We start from the raw sequence: 17,576 nt of genomic DNA, 5'->3' as shown, positions 1-17,576 counted from the left end.
TTAGGCTGGCTGATTATGACCCCACCAGCACAGGACAAACAACCTCGTCAGTCCACCTCCCAGGCAGAGGTCTTCACCCCTTCCCGCGACCACATCTTGGGCATTTTAATTCTGTCCACGATCGCCTTGTTGAGCATCGGCTGGGCGCCCAAATACCTGGGATGGCTGCTCATTATCCCCGTCATCGGCCTATGGTGGGTCCTCAAGGCCCGCACGAGGGTCTCTGAGAAGGGCATCTCCATTTCCTATGCATTCCGCAAGAACGTCTCCATTGCGTGGGATGACTTCGCCGGGATTGGGTTCCAGCGCGCCCGGGCCTTCGCACAGACTAAAAATGGTGCGAAGCATAACCTACCTGGCGTAACCTTCAACTCGCTGCCCCGCTTGGCACAAGCATCCCGCGGACGCATTCCCGATGCCCTCACCCAGGGCCGCGAGGCAGCCGATGACAAGGTCGTCATCGTGCACCGCGACGGGCAGCAGATCCTCTTAAGCAAAGAGGAATATGCTGCGTACCTTGAAAAACACCCCGAGCTTAAAGATTCGGCAGATAATTAAATTTACTTTCTCCTCCTCCCCATCTGATTAATCTATAAGGAATGGTGACTTAAACCATGTTCCCGCTGCGCTCTAAAGTAACTACCGTCGGACGCCAAGCCTCCGGTGCGCGTGCCTTGTGGCGCGCTACCGGCACCAAGGAAAATGACTTTGGCAAGCCGATTGTCGCCATCGCCAATTCTTATACGCAGTTCGTGCCCGGCCACGTGCACCTGAAAAACGTCGGCGATATCGTCGCCGATGCTGTCCGCGAAGCCGGCGGCGTGCCCAAGGAGTTCAACACCATTGCTGTCGATGACGGCATTGCCATGGGACATAGCGGCATGTTGTACTCTTTGCCTTCGCGCGAGATCATCTCCGATTCCATCGAGTACATGGCCAATGCGCATACTGCCGATGCCCTCGTCTGCATCTCCAACTGCGATAAGATCACCCCGGGCATGCTCAATGCCGCGATGCGCTTGAATATCCCCACGATCTTTGTCTCCGGCGGGCCGATGGAGGCCGGCAAGGCCGTCGTGGTCGATGGCGTTGCCCATGCACCGACCGACCTGATTACCGCAATCACCGCATCCGCAAACGAAAGCGTTAGCGATGCCGGCTTGGCCCAGGTCGAAGAATCCGCCTGCCCCACCTGCGGTTCCTGCTCCGGCATGTTTACCGCCAACTCCATGAATTGCTTGACCGAAGCGCTCGGTTTGGCGCTTCCGGGCAATGGCACCACCCTGGCTACCCACAGCGCGCGCCGTGAGCTCTTTGAAAAGGCCGGCTCCACCATCGTGGATATGTGCCGCCGCTACTACGGCGAAGAAGACGAGTCCGTCCTCCCCCGCAATATCGCCACGAAGGAAGCCTTTAGCAATGCTATGGCCCTCGATATGGCCATGGGCGGATCCACCAACACCATCCTGCACACCCTCGCCGCAGCGCAAGAGGGCGAAGTGGACTTCACGCTGGATGACATTAATGACATCTCCTACCGCGTGCCTTGCCTGTCCAAGGTCGCGCCCAACGGCACCTACCACATTGAGGATGTGCATCGCGCCGGCGGCATTCCGGCCATCTTGGGCGAGCTGCGCCGCGCGGGCCACCTCAACCTCAAGGTGCACACCGCCCTCTATGACAATGCGGAGCAATGGCTCGATGATTGGGATATCCGCAATCCCCGCGTAACCGATCAGGCCCGCGAGCTGTACTACGCCGCCCCCGGTGGCGTGCGCACGACGGAGCCGTTCTCCCAGTCCAACCGGTGGGATGAACTGGATACTGACGCGGTCAATGGCTGCATTCACGATGCTGACCACGCCTTTTCTTCCGACGGCGGCCTGGTGGTCTTGCGCGGCAACCTGGCACCAGACGGGGCCATCGTCAAGGCAGCCGGCGTGGAGGAAGAACTGTGGACCTTCTCCGGCCCGGCCCGCGTCGTGGAATCCCAGGAGCAGGCCGTATCCATCATCTTGAATAAAGAGGTCCAGCCCGGCGATGTCGTCGTCATTCGCTACGAGGGCCCATCCGGCGGCCCCGGCATGCAGGAGATGCTCCACCCGACGTCCTTCCTCAAGGGCGCAGGTTTAGGCAAGGCGTGCGCCTTGATTACCGACGGCCGCTTTTCCGGCGGCACCTCCGGTCTCTCCATCGGCCACATCTCCCCGGAGGCCGCCCACCAGGGCCTTATCGGGCTCATCGAAAATGGCGATACCATTTCCATCAATATCCATGAGCGCGAGCTCACGCTCGACGTGGACGATGATGTTCTGGAGCGCCGCCGCGCCGCGCAAGAGCAGCGCGAAAAGCCGTGGACGCCGGTGGACCGCAACCGCCCGATTACCAAGGCGCTGCGCGCCTATGCCGCGATGGCGACCTCCGCGGACCGCGGCGCGGTGCGCGTGGTAGACGGCTTTGTAAACTAGCACAATTGGCTGCTAAATCGCTGTGACCTCGAAGGGGGTGCGAGCTCTGTAGTTAAATATCGCGTAGTTTGTATCGCGATGAAATTCGCTCGTACCCCGTTATTCCGATATATCGTGGCCCTGCTGGGGTTCCTTTTCGGCGCTTGGAAGGTCGTTGAAGACACCCGCATCACAGACTTCCCCATCGATATGGTGGTCTACCGCGAGGGGGTCAAGGCCTTCCTCGAGCACCGCTCCGTCTATAGCGCGCCGATGCCCGCCGGCGATATTCAGCTGCCCTTCATTTATCCGCCCTTTGGCGCCTTAGCGATGGTGCCGCTGACGGCCTTTGACGCTGTCGACCACAATCTGGCCGGCAATATCATGGATATCCTTTCGGATCTTCTGGTGCTCGCGTGCCTTTACTTCGTTTTCAGGGCGGTGCTCAAGAAGCCAGAATTCCTCTTACCCGTAACCGCCATTACCTGGGCCATTGTCTTACACTTTGAGCCGGTTGACCTCAATAACAACTATGCCCAAATCAATATAGTGGTCATGGCGCTTGTTATCCTCGACATCGTTCCGCGCAAGCAATTCCTGCCGCAGGGAATCCTCATCGGCGTGGCGGCCGCCATCAAGATAACCCCTCTGGCGATGTTGCTCTACTTCCTTGTGCGCAGGGAATGGAAGCAGATTGCCACCGCGTTGCTCTCCGCCGTAGCGGCCACTCTTCTTGCCGCGGCCTTCCGCTGGGAGGCGTTCGTGGAGTTCTTCAGCTCCACACTGCTCGACATGGGCTCCGGCCGCGACTTCGGCGTGGGAACCGAGTACCAGTCCAATAGCTCCATCAAGGGCGCCATTCAGCGCATGTATCCATCCACCGAACCCATGGAGGCGAATGGCCTGACGATAGGCTTCGCGTGGATCGCGGCCTCCCTTATTGTCATCGTCGTTGCAGCGTGGCTCATCAAGCGCCTGTGTGAGGAGCATTTGCTTGTCGATGCCCAATTGGTCACCGCCCTCACCGTCCTGCTCATCTCCCCTGTTTCTTGGTCCCATCACTGGGTCTGGCTCACGCTTATCATCCCGGTCTTCGCCTACCGCGCGTGGAGCTGGCTTTCTACCGCATGGGCTGCCCGCAGCCTCCTGGCCGTCCTCATCGCTTGGGCAGCCCTGCTGCTCACCGTTCCGCCGAAGTGGTGGTGGGGAGATCAAGTCGATGTTCATGCCATGAACCACTTCCAGAAATTCTGGGTGGATGACTTCGTCTGGCTTACCCTGGTTACAGTAGCGCTGTATACGGCAGCGTTCTTTGCCGCCCAGCGCAAACAGACCACACGTAGCGCTACTCCTGCTCCGCTAGCGACTTAAGCGCGGCGAGGTGGGCATCGAATGCGGACTTGCCGGTAGCAGTGAGCATAACCCACACGGTGTCCTTATCGCGGGAAGACCCGTACTCGCGGAATCGGCTGATATAGCCTTCCTTTTCTAGGGCGGTTAATTGTTTGGATAAGGTGGCGGCCGATTGCCCCACCTCTTCCCGCAGCGCCGCGAAGCGCATTTCGCGGCGCACCTGTCCCTCCACCGCACCTCGTGCGTTTAATACCGCACAGATTTTGAAGCGATTGAGCGGATAGATAACCGGGTCAATATCACTGAGCACTACGGCCTTCTCCTTGCCGCGCTGCAACGTCCAAGGCACGAGATTGCAGCACCCAGACCATTGCCACTGCCCACACCGCGATGAAGATTACCAGAGCCCACATGTGCTCACGCAGCATGTTGGTGACAAAGATCGGGATAAGTATTACTGCCATCCCCGCGTAGTATTTCTTATCGGCCTTGGGCTGGGTATACGGATCCTGGCGATAGCTGGTCCGCACCTTGCCCTGGTAATGAAGTAGCGCCCACACCATGAGTCCTATAAGGACAAAGTAGAAAATCAGAAACGCGACGGGGTGCATTATCTCCGCGAATACGGTCACTCCCACATAGAATGCTGCCAATGCGATCACTAGGAGGATATTTTGCACAAGCCGCTTTCGCTCAGCGCCTTGATCCTGCAGGCTGTCATTAAACTCGAGCGACTTCTTTAGCTCATCTTCCATCTTCTACCACCATCTCCAATATCCAGCTTTGCTTACTTTCCTTTATGGCAATTCTTTCACTTTCCATAGCGGAAAGCAAGAATGGAAAGAAAATCCCCACCGCATGGCCTGCGGCAGGGATCCACTCAAGCGGTAGCGAATAACAGGCTAAGCAATCGGGTTTACTGCCGCGCCAAAGACCCACACGGCAACCAAGATGGCGATACCAACCACCACAAAGACCCACGACGTACCCAGCGGGCGCCGCGCCCAAGAGCGGCCAAAGTCCAAGGAAATGAAACCAGGACCGGTAAATTGCAGGCCAATCGCGATAATGAAAAGTACCAGGGACAGCCATACCGAGTCCGGCCAGTCAAAGACCTGGAGACCAGCACCCGATTCCGCCAGCTCGTGCAATGCGGTAAAACCGGTAACGACCAAGCCAAGCATGGCCGCAAGCGGGCTAATCAGGCCCAAAAGGAGGAATGCTCCGGCGATCAGCTGCACGGTCGGCACCGCTAGGGCAAAGGAATTAGCCCAAGCGTACTGCGAGTAATCGCCTTCCAGCCCGGAGACTCCGGAGCCATCGCCCAGCGAGAAGAACGTGGACACGCCAGCGATGATGAGATAGGCGCTCATCGCCAAGCGGACGAAAAAGAGGCCAAAGTCAATGGTGCCGCGGCGCCCATAGCGCTTGTAGCCTTCCTTGTCCTCCTGCTCCTGCTGCAGCTTGCGCTCTTGTTCCGCCAGCTCTTCTGGACTCAAGCCGGCATCATCTGCCGCAAAACCTTCGGCCTGCGACGCCGCTGCGGGATCCAATACCGCGGTATCCTCACCTGCGGATTGCTGGTTTCCCTGCTGCGTGGCCCCATTAGCGGCAGGGTTGGGCAAAACCTCCGTCTCCGCCGCCTCTTGTTTCTGCGGCCGAATTTCTTGCGGTTCGGCGCGCCCAGCGCGGGCAAAGACATCGGGGTTATCCTGCCGCATGGAATCGTAGGCTGGGACGTTAAGTTCCTCGTCTAAGGGATTGGCTTTATCCGGTTGCTGCTTATCGCTCATATGACCAATTTAAGACAGTTGCCTGCAGTTTTGCGGTACCGTTAACGGCGCGCCGCAATTGTTCCCACGCCCCCATTACGTTGTTAGCAGTTCCACCTCAGGGCGCCGAAGATTCATAGCCTGTCCACCCGATTGGGCGGGTTATGTTTATTTCCGTTCCCTCCGTCTGAAAGGACAGTGGAACTAGTCGCTGGCTTCGGTATGGCTTATTTTCGTCCCTGTCTGACAATGATCCGGGGGGTGATGCCGCCGAAGACAGTGACATACTCCAGACTGCTAATAGGAACCTGACCCAGCCCAGGTGGTATGAGGTCTCACAGTAATGTGGATGCCAGCGTGAAGTATGTCCGACCAACCCAGCGATGAAGCTCAAATAATCCAACTTCTAATTCATCGCTAGGAGGCATACACCCATGGCCTATGACTTCGTCATTGGCGTGGACGTCGGCAAATACTTCCACCACGCCTGCGCCCTCGATCCCCAAGGCAGGCAAGTCCTGTCCAAACGCATCAACCAGCATGAAGGCTCGCTACGCAAGCTCTTTGGCCAATTCCTCGCTGACGACGCCTCGGTCCTTGTCATTGTCGATCAACCCAACAACATCGGCCGGTTAACCGTCGCAGTCGCCCAAGACATGGGCGTCGACGTTCGCTATCTACCAGGACTTGCGATGCGACAGCTTTCTCGCATCCACGTCGGCAACTCCAAGACCGATGTACGCGACGCCTACGTTATCGCCCATGCCGGTCTTAACCTTCCAGATTCCTTGCGCAGTGTCGACCGCGTTGAGGACGTCTTTATCCAGCTGAAAGTTCTCAACGGTATCGACGAAGACCTCGCCCGGGCCTACACACGCCTGATTAACCAGATGCGATCCGCGCTCGTAGGAACCTATCCTGCATTCGAACATGTCCTGCGCGGACAGATGATTCACCGAAAGTGGATCCTCCACCTACTTGCAAAATACGGTGGCCCCACCAAGATTCGACGCATCGGTAGAACACGCCTGAAAGCCTTTGCACGCAAACACAGGGCACGCAATCCTGAGCCTGTCATCGATGCCATGCTTGCTGCCATCCACGAACAGACCGTATCCATTGCCGGCGCAGAATACGCCGAACTTGGCGTAGCAATGTCCGCCACAGATGCACTAGCCAAACTCGAGCATCGTAAAGAAATCGAAGCGCAGGTACTCAAGCTGATTCAGGACATTCCGCAGACCGAGATTCTTTTATCCATGCCTGGTATCGGCCCGCGTAGTGCAGCGCAGATCCTCATGACTGTTGGCGATATGTCCGACTTCCCCGATGCAGCGCACCTAGCATCCTATGCAGGGCTATCACCGCGGACGAATCAGTCAGGAACGTCTATCATGTCGAATTCGCCTAACCGGGCTGGCAACAAAAAATTAAAGAACGCCCTATGGCAATCGTCTTTTGCATCGATCAGATTCCACGAGCGTTCCCGGCAATTCTATGAACGAAAACGCAAAGAAGGCAAAAGACACAACGCCGCAGTCGTCGCACTCGCACGCCGGCGCCTCAACGTTCTCTTCGCCATGATGCGAAACGGCGAGCTCTACCGAGACATCTCCACAGTCCAGGAGGCCGCAGCAGCCTAGAACCAACAGACCCTCACCTCAAGCCGATTGCACAGCAAGCCCAATCGGCTCCTCACCGTGCCCGAAAACAACATCCACAAGGAAAAGCAGAAACCCTTCACACCCCCAACAAACTCACCCACGGAATTGACAAACTATATAGGAACACCCCCCTTTCCCTAGCCCCCATCTTGTTGTAATATCAACAATGTCACATAGTTGACATATAAACATTAATTACCGGCGGGATACTTCCCCGCCTTATGAATCCACCAGAATTGGGAATGAATCGATGACTTCACACGACTCCGATTGGGCAGGAGATGCCCGCAATGCGTCACCAGATGGCGAGTTTATTCGCGATACCACCTACATCGAAGACCGCATTTCACCAGAGGTATCCGAGGTAACCGCGCAGGACGATGGCACCTTTTACTGGCCCATGGAGGCTGGCCGGTACCGCTTAGTTGCGGCCCGCGCCTGCCCGTGGGCGCACCGCGCGGTCATCGCTCGCCGCCTGTTGGGCTTAGAGGACTCCATTTCCTTGGCCCTCGCCGGGCCCGTGCACGATGCGCGGTCCTGGACATTCGATCTCGACGAGGGCGAAGTAGACCCGGTTTTGGGCTACAAGCGCCTGCAGGAAGCCTACTTCGAGCGCTTTCCGGACTACCCCCGCGGAATTACCGTGCCAGCCTTGGTAGAAGAATCCACTGGCCGGGTAGTCACCAATGATTATCCCTCTATGGTGCGCGATTTTATTGAGCAGTGGACGGACTTCCAGGCAGAAGGCGCCCCCGATCTCTTCCCAGAAGAGCACCGCGAGGAGATGGAAGAACTCAACGAGTACATCTTCCATGGCATCAATAATGGCGTGTACCGCTGCGGTTTTGCCGGTTCGCAAGAAGCCTACGAAGAGGCTTATGACCAGCTGTGGGAGGCGCTCGATTGGGCCGAGGAGCGCCTGGGCACGCAGCGCTATATGGTTGGCGATCACATTACCGAAACCGATATCCGCCTATTTGCCACCCTGGTGCGCTTCGACCCCGTGTATTATTCGCATTTCAAGTGCTCGCGCCACAAGATCCAGGAACTGCCCAACCTGCGCGGCTACCTGCAGGAACTATTCCAGCTACCAGGCTTTGGTGATACCACCGATTTCACCGAGATCAAGCAGCATTACTTTGCCACGCACACGGAAATCAACCCCACCCGCATCGTTCCGGTGGGACCGGATATGTCCTGGTTAGCAGACCCCCATGACCGCGATCGCTTTGGCGGCCAGCCCTTTGCCCCCAGCGTGCGTCTCCCGGGCCCCATTCCCTCCGGCGAGGAAGTCAAGAATCCGGAAGACTTTCAGCTTAAGCTCTTCCCAGCCCCGCAGCCGCGTTAATCACAGACCGCGTCAGATCGCTTAAGACCTCGGATTCTAGGCGCCAGCGCTGCCAGTAGAGGTCGATGTCGAGCTGGTGGTCATCGAGAAGCAGCAGCTCTTTCGATTCCACCAGTGGCTGGGCTTGGGCCTGCGGCAAAAGCCCCCACCCCAGGCCCACGCGCACGGCCTCCAGGTAGCCTTCCGAAGAGGGAATCTGCGAAACCCGGGCGCGCACAACGTGGGAATCAATAAAGCGCTCGCGCATAGCATCATCGAGCACCTGATCATTGGGGCCATAGCCCACCAGCGGCATCGTCTCCCAGGTAAACCGCCCTGAATGAAAGCCCTCCGCGATGTGCGGGGCGGCAACAGCGAAATAGCGCATGGTCCCCAAAAACGTGGAATCGCACCCGGATACCGGCGAATGCTCCCTCGTTACCGCACCCAAGACATCGCCGCGCCGCAGCATCGCAAGCGTGCGGGCCTCATCCTCAATGCGGATGCGCAGGGCAACATCACCCCGCTGCGCGGTATCGCTTAATACCTGCGTAAACCAAGTGGCGAGCGAGTCGGAGTTGATGGCCACCGACAGGGGCACGCGCGCTAGGCGCTGGCCCAACCGGGCATCGGTTTCTGCCTGCACCAACGCCATGCGCCGGGCCGCCTGCACCAGAATTTCGCCGGCTTCCGTCGCCCCCACCGGGTTCGCCCGCCGCACCAACACGCGGCCGGTGCTCGCCTCCAACGCCTTAATGCGCTGGCTTACCGCCGACGGGGAAATCCCCAGGACCGAGGCGGCGACCTCAAAGCTTCCTTCCTCCACGATAGCCAGCAAGGTTTCCAAATGTACCGGGTTCATGAAGCTATTCTAAACCATATGAAGATAGATTAACTGGACTTATTTACCGCTTGGATTCACACTAGAGGCATGTCCATCGTGCTTGCTGGTTTTGTGCTTGGTTTATCCCTCATCGTGGCCGTCGGCCCCCAAAATGCGATGCTGTTGAAATACGGCATCCGCCGCGATCACATCGGGCTCATCATCGTGGTGTGCGCGCTTTCCGATGTCATCCTCATTACCTCCGGCACCGCCGGTGTCGGCTACCTGGTTGAGCGCTTTCCCAATGCGCTTGAGGCGCTCAAGTACATCGGCGCGGCATACCTCGCCTTTTTCACCTTCACCTGCTTCCGCGATGCCTTCAAAACCAAGGGCGAAGCCATCGACGTGGAATCCACTTCCCCCAATTCCACCGAGGAAGTAGCGACCTTCGACGGCGACGGCGACAGCACGGGTGGGGTCGGCACCGAGCACGGGTCTGTCGCCACCGCTACCGCCACCCAGCGCCAAGAGATAAAGCGCTCGCCATCTTGGGTCAAACCACTCCTTACCGCGCTGGCGCTAACCTGGCTCAACCCTGGCGCCTATGTCGATGTGTTGGTCATGCTCGGCGGCATCGCCAACCAGTATGGCGACCCCGGCCGGTGGCTGTTCGCCGGCGGTGCCATCGCCGCCAGCTTTACATGGTTCCCCGTCATTGGCTTTGGCGCTGCCCGCTTCTCCCACGTTCTCTCCCGCCCCGAGGTATGGCGCTGGATCAACGTTGGCATCGGCGTCATCATGATTGGCCTGACCCTCAAGCTCCTCCTGCTGTAATCCCCTAGCCCAGCTCCAGCCCCAAGCGTTAAAAGGGGGCATCGGCAAGCACAAGGTATAGAAAATCCCTCCCCCGGGAAATCCAGGGGAGGGAAATTTATTGCTCTAAGGCGAGATTACTTCTGGGAGCTTTCGGCTTCAGACGACTCATCGTCTTCCTCTGGGTCACCGATAGCACCGGTTTCTTCGATCCACTTTTCAATCTCTTCCGGCGAGCGGTCGTGCTCTACGCCCTCGCGTTCGATGTAGTAGGTGTGATCGTCCTGGTTTTGCTTCTCAAATTCTTCCTTATCAAAGTCCACATCGTCATCACCGTCGAGCTTTTCCGTCACCTCGGTCACGAGCTCTTCATAGAGGGACTCGCTATCCATATTGGAATCCTCGAGGTGCTGGCCAATCTCGTCGTCGTAGCGATCCGCGTCGTATTCCTTGTTCGGATTCAGCTTCAGGTGCATCAGCGAACGCACGCGCTCGCGGCGCAGCGCCTCGTCCTGAATCTTGGACTGGCTGCGGAACCATGCAAAGACCAAAACGGCCACCATCGCAATACCCATGTAACCGATGACCGGGTAGACGTACTGCATCAAGGTCTTGAAGCCGAAGAAGGAGACGCCGAAGCCCGCGAAACAGCCAGCGATGAAGATAACGCGGAACTTGGCCTCATTGCCCGCGGAAAGGCGCTTACCCAATGCGTAGAACATACCGATGGCGGTATTGAAAATCATCAGGTAAATAACGATGGCCATGATCCCGCCCAAGACTGGGTTGACGCTATCGACCAAGGACAGCATCGGGATATCGGAGCCCTCGATCTCCTCGGCGTTCATCAACAGCGCAAAACCTGCCAGGCCCATCATGACGGAGTAGACGATGCCACCAAAAATACCGCCCCAACCGGCCTCGCGCGGGCTAATATTATCGCCGCCGATAACCAGGGACATGGATACCGCCAGCATCAAAGCCAGACCGTTGTAGTTCAGCGCGGAGACCAACCAGTTGCCAATCGGGGTATCGATTTGGCTAGAGGCTTCCATCGCTGCGCCAATATCGTCCGGCATATGGAACATGGTGTAGATGGCCACGCCAATGACGGCGATGATGATGGACGGGGTGAGCATACCGATGACCTTGGACACCTTATTGACGTCCATCATGCCGACGGCAATCACGAGCCCCAGCATCAGCGTCGAGCCGATCCAAGCCGACCAACCAAATTGCTGCTCCATATTGGAACCTGCACCGGCCAGCATCACGAAGCCGATGGCAAAGAGCGTGATGATAACGGCCACGTCCAATAGCTTGGACACGATGGGATGGGTGACTTTGCGGAAGACCGTGTTGTGCTCAGTGGCGTGGAAATAGCTGCCCAATTGCAAGAACACGGTGCCCGCCAGCGTCATAATGGCCGCTGCGACAATAATGCCGGCAATACCCCAGGAGCCGAAGGCGGTGAAATATTGCACGACCTCTTGGCCCGTAGCAAAGCCTGCGCCTACCAGCAGGCCCACGAAGGACATGGCCATGGCGAGAATATTTTTATAAGACACAGTTGCCTAACTTTTGTAGCGGATAATTTTCACACACCAGTGCGCGAGTTCCAGGCCCCCTCCTTATCCCCCGACGCATGCAGGGAGGCGCGGCGCAGGAGTGTGCTCCTGTGCACATGGTACGTAAGCCAATAACGAAATCCTACTTGCACGTGCGTGAAATACAATACAACATCTTTTGTCGATGAAGTAGCTTACATACTTAATCCGCGAAAGTTTCTGTATCAATGACGAAGCGGAACTTTACATCACCGGCGACAACCCGCTCATAGGCTGCGTCAACGTCATCAACGCCCACCTTTTCGATGACCGCGCCAATACCGTGTTCTGCACAGAAGTCCAGCATCTCTTGGGTTTCGGCAATGCCGCCAATATTGTTTCCGGTCAATACCTTGCCGCCACCGACGAGGTTGCCCATGGTGATTCCCAATTCCTCTGGGGGCAGGCCGACCACAGACATGATCCCCCGGGGCTTCAACAGCTGCAGGTAGTCATTGAGGGAATAGGAGGCGGAAATGGTAGACAAAATCAGATCGAACTCGCCCTTGTGGTTAGCAAAGAAATCGGGGTCCTCACCCGATGCCAGTACCCGCTTCGCGCCGAGCCCATAGGCTTCTTGTTCCTTGCGCAGGGACCGGGAAATGACGGTGACCTCAGCCCCCTTGGCGGCGGCGATCTGCACACCCATGTGGCCCAGTCCGCCAAGGCCAACGATGGCTACCTTATCGCCTTCCTTGACCTGCCACCGGGCCAAGGGCGAGTAGGTGGTAATACCGGCGCACAAGAGCGGGGCGGCAACATCAAAGTCGAGGCCTTCTGGAATCGTCAACACGAAATTCTCATTGACCACGACCTTTTGCGCATAGCCACCCTGGGTAATGGTTCCATCAACGTCTTCAGAGTTATAGGTTCCCACCGAGCCGTTCAGGCAGTTTTGCTCCTGCCCATTGCGGCACTGCTCGCACACCCCACAGGAGTTGACCAAGCAGCCGACCCCCACGCGGTCGCCCACCTTAAACTTAGTGACCTTGTCCCCTACGGCTTCGACCACGCCGGCAATCTCGTGGCCCACCGTCAGCGGGAAGTGGGCCTCTCCCCACTCATTGCGAATGGTGTGGATATCCGAGTGGCAAATGCCCGCCGCCTTGATATCGATGACGACGTCATCTTCGCGCGGATCGCGGCGTTCGATTTCTACGGTGCGAAATGGTGCACCCGGGCCCGTTTTTTGCAAAACTTTAGATTTAATTGGCATGTCACATAGTCTACGCTTTACCGCCCTGACCTGCCCAAATGAAAATTATGGTCAATTTAAAACCACGAAAGCCAGCCTCCGACCCCGCCGGATGCAGGGCCGAAGACCGGCTGGATTAGTGGGCGTTTAGCTCAGCTTTTCCGCGATCAGCTTATTAACCTGACCCGGATCCGCCTTGCCCTGCGTCGCCTTCATCACGGCACCGACGATCGCACCGGTGACCTTCTTATTGCCGGCGCGGTACTTCTCCACGATGTCCGGGTTGGCGGCCAAGGCATCATCCACGGCCTTTTCGATGGCACCGTCATCGCGCACGACCTCGAGGCCGCGCTTGGCGACGACCTCGTCCACGTCGCCCTCTCCCGCCAGCACGCCATCGACGGCTTGGCGCGCTAGCTTGGTGGTCAGCTTGCCTTCCTTGACCAAGGCAATGACGCGGGCGATGTGGGCCGGGGTGATATCAAGCTCAGCCAGGGTCTTGTCCTGCTCATTGGCCTTACCTGCAAGATAAGACACCCACCAGGAACGAGCCTCGTCCGGCTTCGCACCGGCTTCGACCGTCTCCACGATGAGATCCAGCGCGCCCGCGTTGACCAGGTCGCGCATCTCCTCGTCCTTAATGCCCCACTCCTTTTGGATGCGGGCGCGGCGGACCCACGGCAACTCCGGAAGGGTTGCGCGCAGCTCTTCTACCCACTCGCACGGGGCAATGACCGGCGGCAAATCCGGGTCGTTGAAGTAGCGGTAGTCCTCCGCGGTCTCCTTCGGGCGGCCCTTAGAAGTAGAGCCATCGGTTTCTTGGTAGTGGCGGGTCTCCTGCTCGATGCTGCCGCCATCTTCCAGCACCTGCGCCTGGCGCTGCATCTCAAAGCGCACGGCCTGTTCAACAGAGCGCATGGAGTTGATGTTCTTCGTCTCGGTACGGGTACCGAATTCTTCTTGGCCGATAGGGCGCAAGGAAAGGTTGGAGTCCACGCGCATGGAGCCTTGATCCATGCGGGCATCGGACACGCCCAATGCGGCGACGAGCTCGCGCAGCGCCGAAACATAGGCCTTTGCCACCTCAGGGGCGCGCTCGCCGGCACCGATGATGGGCTTGGTAACGATCTCAATGAGCGGAATGCCCGCGCGGTTGCAGTCCACCAGGGATGCGGTAGCGCCGTGGATGCGACCGTCGGCGCCACCCAGGTGGGTCAGCTTACCGGTGTCTTCTTCCATGTGGGCGCGCTCAATTTCCACGCGCCATTCCGTGCCGTCTTCCAGCACGACGTCGAGGTAGCCGTCATAGGCAATCGGCTCATCATACTGGGAGATCTGGTAGTTCTTTGGCTGGTCTGGGTAGAAATAATTCTTGCGGGCAAAGCGCGAGGACTCCGCGATGGAGCAATTAAGCGCCAGGCCAATCTTGATTGCACCCTCCACACCCTTGGAATTAACCACGGGAAGAGCCCCGGGAAGGCCCAGCGATACCGGATCGGTATTGGAGTTAGGGGCTGCGCTGAAGTTCGTGGCAGAAGTGGAAAACATCTTGGTTTCCGTATCCAGCTCCACGTGGACTTCCATGCCCATTACCGGTTCATACTTGTCGAGGACCTCGTCGAAGTCCATCAGGTCATACATCGCAGCAGTCATGCGTGCCATCTTAATACGTCCGTGCACTCTCGCGCGCTAGCCCCTAGGGTGACTGTCATGACGACTCCACATACAGTAGACACTTCGCTTGTCGATGCCCCACTGATTAACATCGCGGTCTTTTCCACCGCGCCCTCTACCGAAGAGATCAAAGAGGCCGTTACCGGGACCTTTTCGGGGCGTGCCGGCGAGATTACTCCCGGCAAGAACCCGGGCAGCCTCGTAGTTCCTATCGATGGCGCGTTTGTCCTGCACTACCAGACCATCGATTCTGCACCCACCCCAGATAGTTACGGCCTCCACCCCATATTGAGCGCTGATGCCGGCGACCTCGATACCGCGGGAGCCCAGGTACTGGTCTCGGTCCTTCCGGACAACCAGGAACACAACCTCTCCCACCAATTCCGCGAGCCGCGCCGCGAGCACCTAGAGCTGCTATCCCAGGCGACGTCCGCGGTAGTCCAGCACCCCAACTGCCTTATCATCCATAACCCGCGCGGCAACGTCTCCATCTCTCCGGCGATGTTTAACGATGCCGTGCGCAATAACCTCGCCCCCATGCACATCGCGCCGGTGTGGATTACGCAATCGGACGGCGAGCTCCGCGGCTATTCCATGGGACTGGTCCAAGCGGGCCACCCGGAAATCCAGGCGCGCACCAGCTCGATGGATCCCACGGATCTCTATTACAAGCTGGCAAATATCGCCGACCACATCCTGCAAGGCGCCACCGTCAAAGGCGGCGATACCTTGGCCTTCGAGGAAGGCCAAGCCCCACTCACCATCACAGAGGAGCCCTGGTTCGTAGACCAGAACTTCCCCGCTGTCACCATTCTTTTTTAGTTGGCTTTGGCCTTGCGGGCATCGCTAAAGCGGCACAGCGCAGCCAGGATCGCGCCGGACAAGTTGTGCCACACGGAAAAGACAGCACCGGGCAAGGCAGCCAGCGGGCTCATATAGGAAGAGGCAAGGCTGGTGGCCAGCCCGGAATTTTGCATTCCTACCTCCACGGCCATGGTGCGGCGGACCGGAACCGGCTGGCGGGTAAATAGGCCCGCGAGGTAGCCCAAGCCATAGCCGCACGCATTGTGAATGACCACGGCGGCAAAGACCAGCGCACCGGCGGTGGCGATGTTGTCATGCGCGCCGCCGACCACGATGCACACGATCAAGGCAATCGCGGTAACCGAGATCCAAGGCAATGCCGCCTGAATCTTCGCCACGAGCCGTGGAAGCAGCATGCCGATGACGATGCCCGCGATGACCGGGACGAGCACCACCTTCACGATGGACCACGCTATCGACGCCGCGGAGACCGGCATGTATTCGCCCGCCAACCACAAGGTCAATAGCGGGGTGAGGATGGGCGCCAAAAGCGTAGAGATGGAGGTCATGGTCACCGAAAGCGCGACATCGCCGCGCGCTAAGTAGGACACCACGTTAGAGCTCGTGCCACCTGGGGCGCAGCCGACCAAAATCACTCCAGCCGCAACCGCTTCTGGCAGGTCCATGACTGCCACCACCACGAGCGCGATAAGCGGCATGATGACGAACTGCGCCACCACGCCGAGCACCACCGGCAGCGGCCGTCGCACCACGAGCGCAAAGTCTACCGGCTTCAGTGTAAGCCCCATGCCGAACATAACGATGCCCAACAGCGGTGTTACCTGCGGGGCAAAGGATGCCGCGGTATCCGGAGCGATGTAGCCAATAATGCCGCCGATGATAACGAGCACGGGAAAGCCGAGCGCCGCGATGAGCGCCTGCCGTTCTTCCTGTTTTTCTGTAGCGCTATTGGTACTCATATACAAAAGAATACCCTCCCACCACGTGAGAGGGCGATCTTAATATTCGAGACGTTCGAGGTTTAAAGGACCTTAGCCAAAGAGGGCCTGCGCATTGCGGTAGCGGGCATCTGGCACCGTCTTCAGCGTACCCACGGCCTCTTCCAATGGCACGAGGTCGATATCTTCGCCGTGCAGGGCAACGCACATTCCCGAATCTCCATTGTGCGCCGCGCGGGCAGCGTGCACGCCGTAGCGGGTCGCAAGGACGCGGTCATATGCAGTGGGTGTGCCGCCGCGCTGGATATGGCCCAAAACGGTGGTGCGCACGTCATAGCCGGTGCGCTTATTGATTTCATCACCAATGACCTGGCCAATCCCGTTAAAGGTTTGGTGGCCAAACTGGTCGACACCACCGGCTTCAAACTCCATGGTGCCCTCCTTTGGCAGGGCGCCTTCGGCCACGCAAATGATGCCGTACTTCTCGCCCATCTGGAAGCGGCGTTCCATCGCCTTGGTAATCTCCGCGATATCGAAGGGCTCTTCCGGGATCACGGTGTAGTGCGCACCGCCGGCCATGCCTGCGTGCAAAGCAATCCAGCCCACGTGGCGGCCCATGACCTCCACGATGAGGATGCGGTTGTGGGATTCAGCCGTCGTGTGCAGGCGGTCGATCGCATCCGTTGCCACCGATACCGCGGTATCGAAGCCGAAGGTATAGTCCGTGGCATTGACGTCATTGTCAATGGTCTTCGGCACGCCCACGACGGGAATGCCATTATCGTTGAGCCACTTAGCGCCCTTGAGCGTGCCTTCGCCACCGATGGCAACGAGGGCATCGACCTCGGCCTCGCGCATATTCGTCTTGATCTGCTCCAGGCCGGCCTTAAATTTATCGGGGTGCAGCCGGCCGGTGCCCAAAATGGTGCCGCCGCGCAAGAGAATACGGTCGATGCCGGCATCGTCGTAAAGATCGCGCCGGCGGTCTTCTAAGAGACCAACCCACCCGTCTTCGTAACCCACGACGGTATCGCCGAATTCGTTGGATGCGGTTCGCACAACCGCACGGATTACAGCATTCAAACCGGGGCAATCGCCACCGGAAGTCAGTACAGCAAGACGCATATCCCCCAATTTA

The 17,576-nt window shown here is 58.3% G+C and carries 16 protein-coding genes; 7 read left to right on the top strand and 9 right to left on the bottom strand.

From position 1 onward, the window contains the following. Nucleotides 1-15 precede the first annotated feature (15 nt). The 3 genes from EL217_RS05130 to EL217_RS05120 all read left to right on the top strand — a co-directional run bounded on the left by EL217_RS05130 (nt 16) and on the right by EL217_RS05120 (nt 3,818). A complete protein-coding gene (locus EL217_RS05130) occupies nt 16-558 on the top strand; it encodes a PH domain-containing protein (RefSeq protein ID WP_005280251.1) in 543 nt (180 codons plus the stop codon). Between the two features lie 56 nt (nt 559-614). After that, entirely contained in the window at nt 615-2,468 is a 1,854-nt protein-coding gene (gene ilvD / locus EL217_RS05125; RefSeq protein WP_126318864.1) for a dihydroxy-acid dehydratase, read from the top strand. Nucleotides 2,469-2,546: 78 nt separating this feature from the next. Next, the gene (locus EL217_RS05120; protein ID WP_126318862.1) at nt 2,547-3,818 is read left to right on the top strand and encodes a glycosyltransferase 87 family protein; all 1,272 of its coding nucleotides are present in this window, start codon (nt 2,547-2,549) and stop codon (nt 3,816-3,818) included. Here the strand turns inward: EL217_RS05120 and EL217_RS05115 are convergent. The 3 genes from EL217_RS05115 to EL217_RS05105 all read right to left on the bottom strand — a co-directional run bounded on the left by EL217_RS05115 (nt 3,793) and on the right by EL217_RS05105 (nt 5,593). Next, entirely contained in the window at nt 3,793-4,110 is a 318-nt protein-coding gene (locus EL217_RS05115; protein ID WP_005280248.1) for a transcriptional regulator, read from the bottom strand. The genes EL217_RS05120 and EL217_RS05115 overlap by 26 nt on opposite strands. After that, on the bottom strand, nt 4,100-4,555 hold the full coding sequence (locus tag EL217_RS05110; RefSeq protein WP_005282503.1) for a hypothetical protein: 456 nt from the start codon (nt 4,553-4,555) through the stop codon (nt 4,100-4,102). The genes EL217_RS05115 and EL217_RS05110 overlap by 11 nt, the downstream gene beginning before the upstream one ends. Before the next feature lie 147 nt (nt 4,556-4,702). Next, complete coding sequence (locus EL217_RS05105) at nt 4,703-5,593, bottom strand: DoxX family protein (protein ID WP_005280246.1); 891 nt, start codon at nt 5,591-5,593, stop codon at nt 4,703-4,705. A gap of 413 nt (nt 5,594-6,006) precedes the next feature. Between EL217_RS05105 and EL217_RS05100 the strand changes: the two genes are divergently transcribed. Beyond that, entirely contained in the window at nt 6,007-7,215 is a 1,209-nt protein-coding gene (locus EL217_RS05100) for an IS110 family transposase (protein WP_126318860.1), read from the top strand. Nucleotides 7,216-7,486: 271 nt separating this feature from the next. Then, complete coding sequence (locus EL217_RS05095) at nt 7,487-8,584, top strand: glutathione S-transferase family protein (protein WP_005280245.1); 1,098 nt, start codon at nt 7,487-7,489, stop codon at nt 8,582-8,584. Here EL217_RS05095 and EL217_RS05090 read toward each other — a convergent pair. Next, complete coding sequence (locus EL217_RS05090; protein WP_005280244.1) at nt 8,553-9,425, bottom strand: ArgP/LysG family DNA-binding transcriptional regulator; 873 nt, start codon at nt 9,423-9,425, stop codon at nt 8,553-8,555. The genes EL217_RS05095 and EL217_RS05090 overlap by 32 nt on opposite strands. A 69-nt stretch (nt 9,426-9,494) precedes the next feature. On the opposite strand from EL217_RS05090, the gene EL217_RS05085 reads away from it, so the two are divergent. Next, complete coding sequence (locus tag EL217_RS05085) at nt 9,495-10,220, top strand: LysE/ArgO family amino acid transporter (RefSeq protein ID WP_005280243.1); 726 nt, start codon at nt 9,495-9,497, stop codon at nt 10,218-10,220. 116 nt (nt 10,221-10,336) lie between these two features. On the opposite strand, the gene EL217_RS05080 is transcribed toward EL217_RS05085, so the two are convergent. From EL217_RS05080 to gatB, 3 genes are all read right to left on the bottom strand, one after another. Beyond that, nucleotides 10,337-11,767, bottom strand: a complete 1,431-nt coding sequence (locus EL217_RS05080; protein ID WP_005282500.1) for a hypothetical protein — start codon at nt 11,765-11,767, stop codon at nt 10,337-10,339. Between the two features lie 202 nt (nt 11,768-11,969). Next, the gene (locus EL217_RS05075) at nt 11,970-13,022 is read right to left on the bottom strand and encodes an NAD(P)-dependent alcohol dehydrogenase (RefSeq protein ID WP_005282497.1); all 1,053 of its coding nucleotides are present in this window, start codon (nt 13,020-13,022) and stop codon (nt 11,970-11,972) included. Nucleotides 13,023-13,148: 126 nt separating this feature from the next. Next, nucleotides 13,149-14,654 carry an Asp-tRNA(Asn)/Glu-tRNA(Gln) amidotransferase subunit GatB gene (gene gatB / locus EL217_RS05070; RefSeq protein WP_005280240.1) on the bottom strand — a complete coding sequence of 502 codons (1,506 nt, stop codon included), beginning with the start codon at nt 14,652-14,654 and terminating at the stop codon, nt 13,149-13,151. 57 nt (nt 14,655-14,711) lie between these two features. On the opposite strand from gatB, the gene EL217_RS05065 reads away from it, so the two are divergent. Beyond that, complete coding sequence (locus EL217_RS05065; protein ID WP_005282491.1) at nt 14,712-15,497, top strand: DUF4261 domain-containing protein; 786 nt, start codon at nt 14,712-14,714, stop codon at nt 15,495-15,497. Here EL217_RS05065 and EL217_RS05060 read toward each other — a convergent pair. Together EL217_RS05060 and EL217_RS05055 are read right to left on the bottom strand one after the other, a co-directional pair. Further along, complete coding sequence (locus tag EL217_RS05060) at nt 15,494-16,459, bottom strand: bile acid:sodium symporter family protein (protein ID WP_126318857.1); 966 nt, start codon at nt 16,457-16,459, stop codon at nt 15,494-15,496. The genes EL217_RS05065 and EL217_RS05060 overlap by 4 nt on opposite strands. A 72-nt stretch (nt 16,460-16,531) precedes the next feature. Beyond that, entirely contained in the window at nt 16,532-17,563 is a 1,032-nt protein-coding gene (locus EL217_RS05055; RefSeq protein WP_005280236.1) for an ATP-dependent 6-phosphofructokinase, read from the bottom strand. Nucleotides 17,564-17,576 lie beyond the last annotated feature (13 nt).

Source organism: Corynebacterium segmentosum (assembly GCF_900637825.1).
Lineage (GTDB): Bacteria > Actinomycetota > Actinomycetes > Mycobacteriales > Mycobacteriaceae > Corynebacterium > Corynebacterium accolens.
Note: the sequence above shows the minus strand (reverse complement) of the source record. Positions and strands in the feature narration are given on the sequence as shown.

What these genes read in the sequence shown, in the direction of transcription:
- EL217_RS05130 (WP_005280251.1), top strand. Translation starts at nt 16, where the DNA reads ATGACCCCACCAGCACAGGACAAACAACCTCGTCAGTCCACCTCCCAG.
- ilvD (WP_126318864.1), top strand. Translation starts at nt 615, where the DNA reads ATGTTCCCGCTGCGCTCTAAAGTAACTACCGTCGGACGCCAAGCCTCC.
- EL217_RS05120 (WP_126318862.1), top strand. Translation starts at nt 2,547, where the DNA reads ATGAAATTCGCTCGTACCCCGTTATTCCGATATATCGTGGCCCTGCTG.
- EL217_RS05110 (WP_005282503.1), bottom strand. Translation starts at nt 4,555, where the DNA reads ATGGAAGATGAGCTAAAGAAGTCGCTCGAGTTTAATGACAGCCTGCAG.
- EL217_RS05105 (WP_005280246.1), bottom strand. Translation starts at nt 5,593, where the DNA reads ATGAGCGATAAGCAGCAACCGGATAAAGCCAATCCCTTAGACGAGGAA.
- EL217_RS05100 (WP_126318860.1), top strand. Translation starts at nt 6,007, where the DNA reads ATGGCCTATGACTTCGTCATTGGCGTGGACGTCGGCAAATACTTCCAC.
- EL217_RS05095 (WP_005280245.1), top strand. Translation starts at nt 7,487, where the DNA reads ATGACTTCACACGACTCCGATTGGGCAGGAGATGCCCGCAATGCGTCA.
- EL217_RS05090 (WP_005280244.1), bottom strand. Translation starts at nt 9,425, where the DNA reads ATGAACCCGGTACATTTGGAAACCTTGCTGGCTATCGTGGAGGAAGGA.
- EL217_RS05085 (WP_005280243.1), top strand. Translation starts at nt 9,495, where the DNA reads ATGTCCATCGTGCTTGCTGGTTTTGTGCTTGGTTTATCCCTCATCGTG.
- EL217_RS05075 (WP_005282497.1), bottom strand. Translation starts at nt 13,022, where the DNA reads ATGCCAATTAAATCTAAAGTTTTGCAAAAAACGGGCCCGGGTGCACCA.
- gatB (WP_005280240.1), bottom strand. Translation starts at nt 14,654, where the DNA reads ATGACTGCTGCGATGTATGACCTGATGGACTTCGACGAGGTCCTCGAC.
- EL217_RS05065 (WP_005282491.1), top strand. Translation starts at nt 14,712, where the DNA reads ATGACGACTCCACATACAGTAGACACTTCGCTTGTCGATGCCCCACTG.
- EL217_RS05060 (WP_126318857.1), bottom strand. Translation starts at nt 16,459, where the DNA reads ATGAGTACCAATAGCGCTACAGAAAAACAGGAAGAACGGCAGGCGCTC.
- EL217_RS05055 (WP_005280236.1), bottom strand. Translation starts at nt 17,563, where the DNA reads ATGCGTCTTGCTGTACTGACTTCCGGTGGCGATTGCCCCGGTTTGAAT.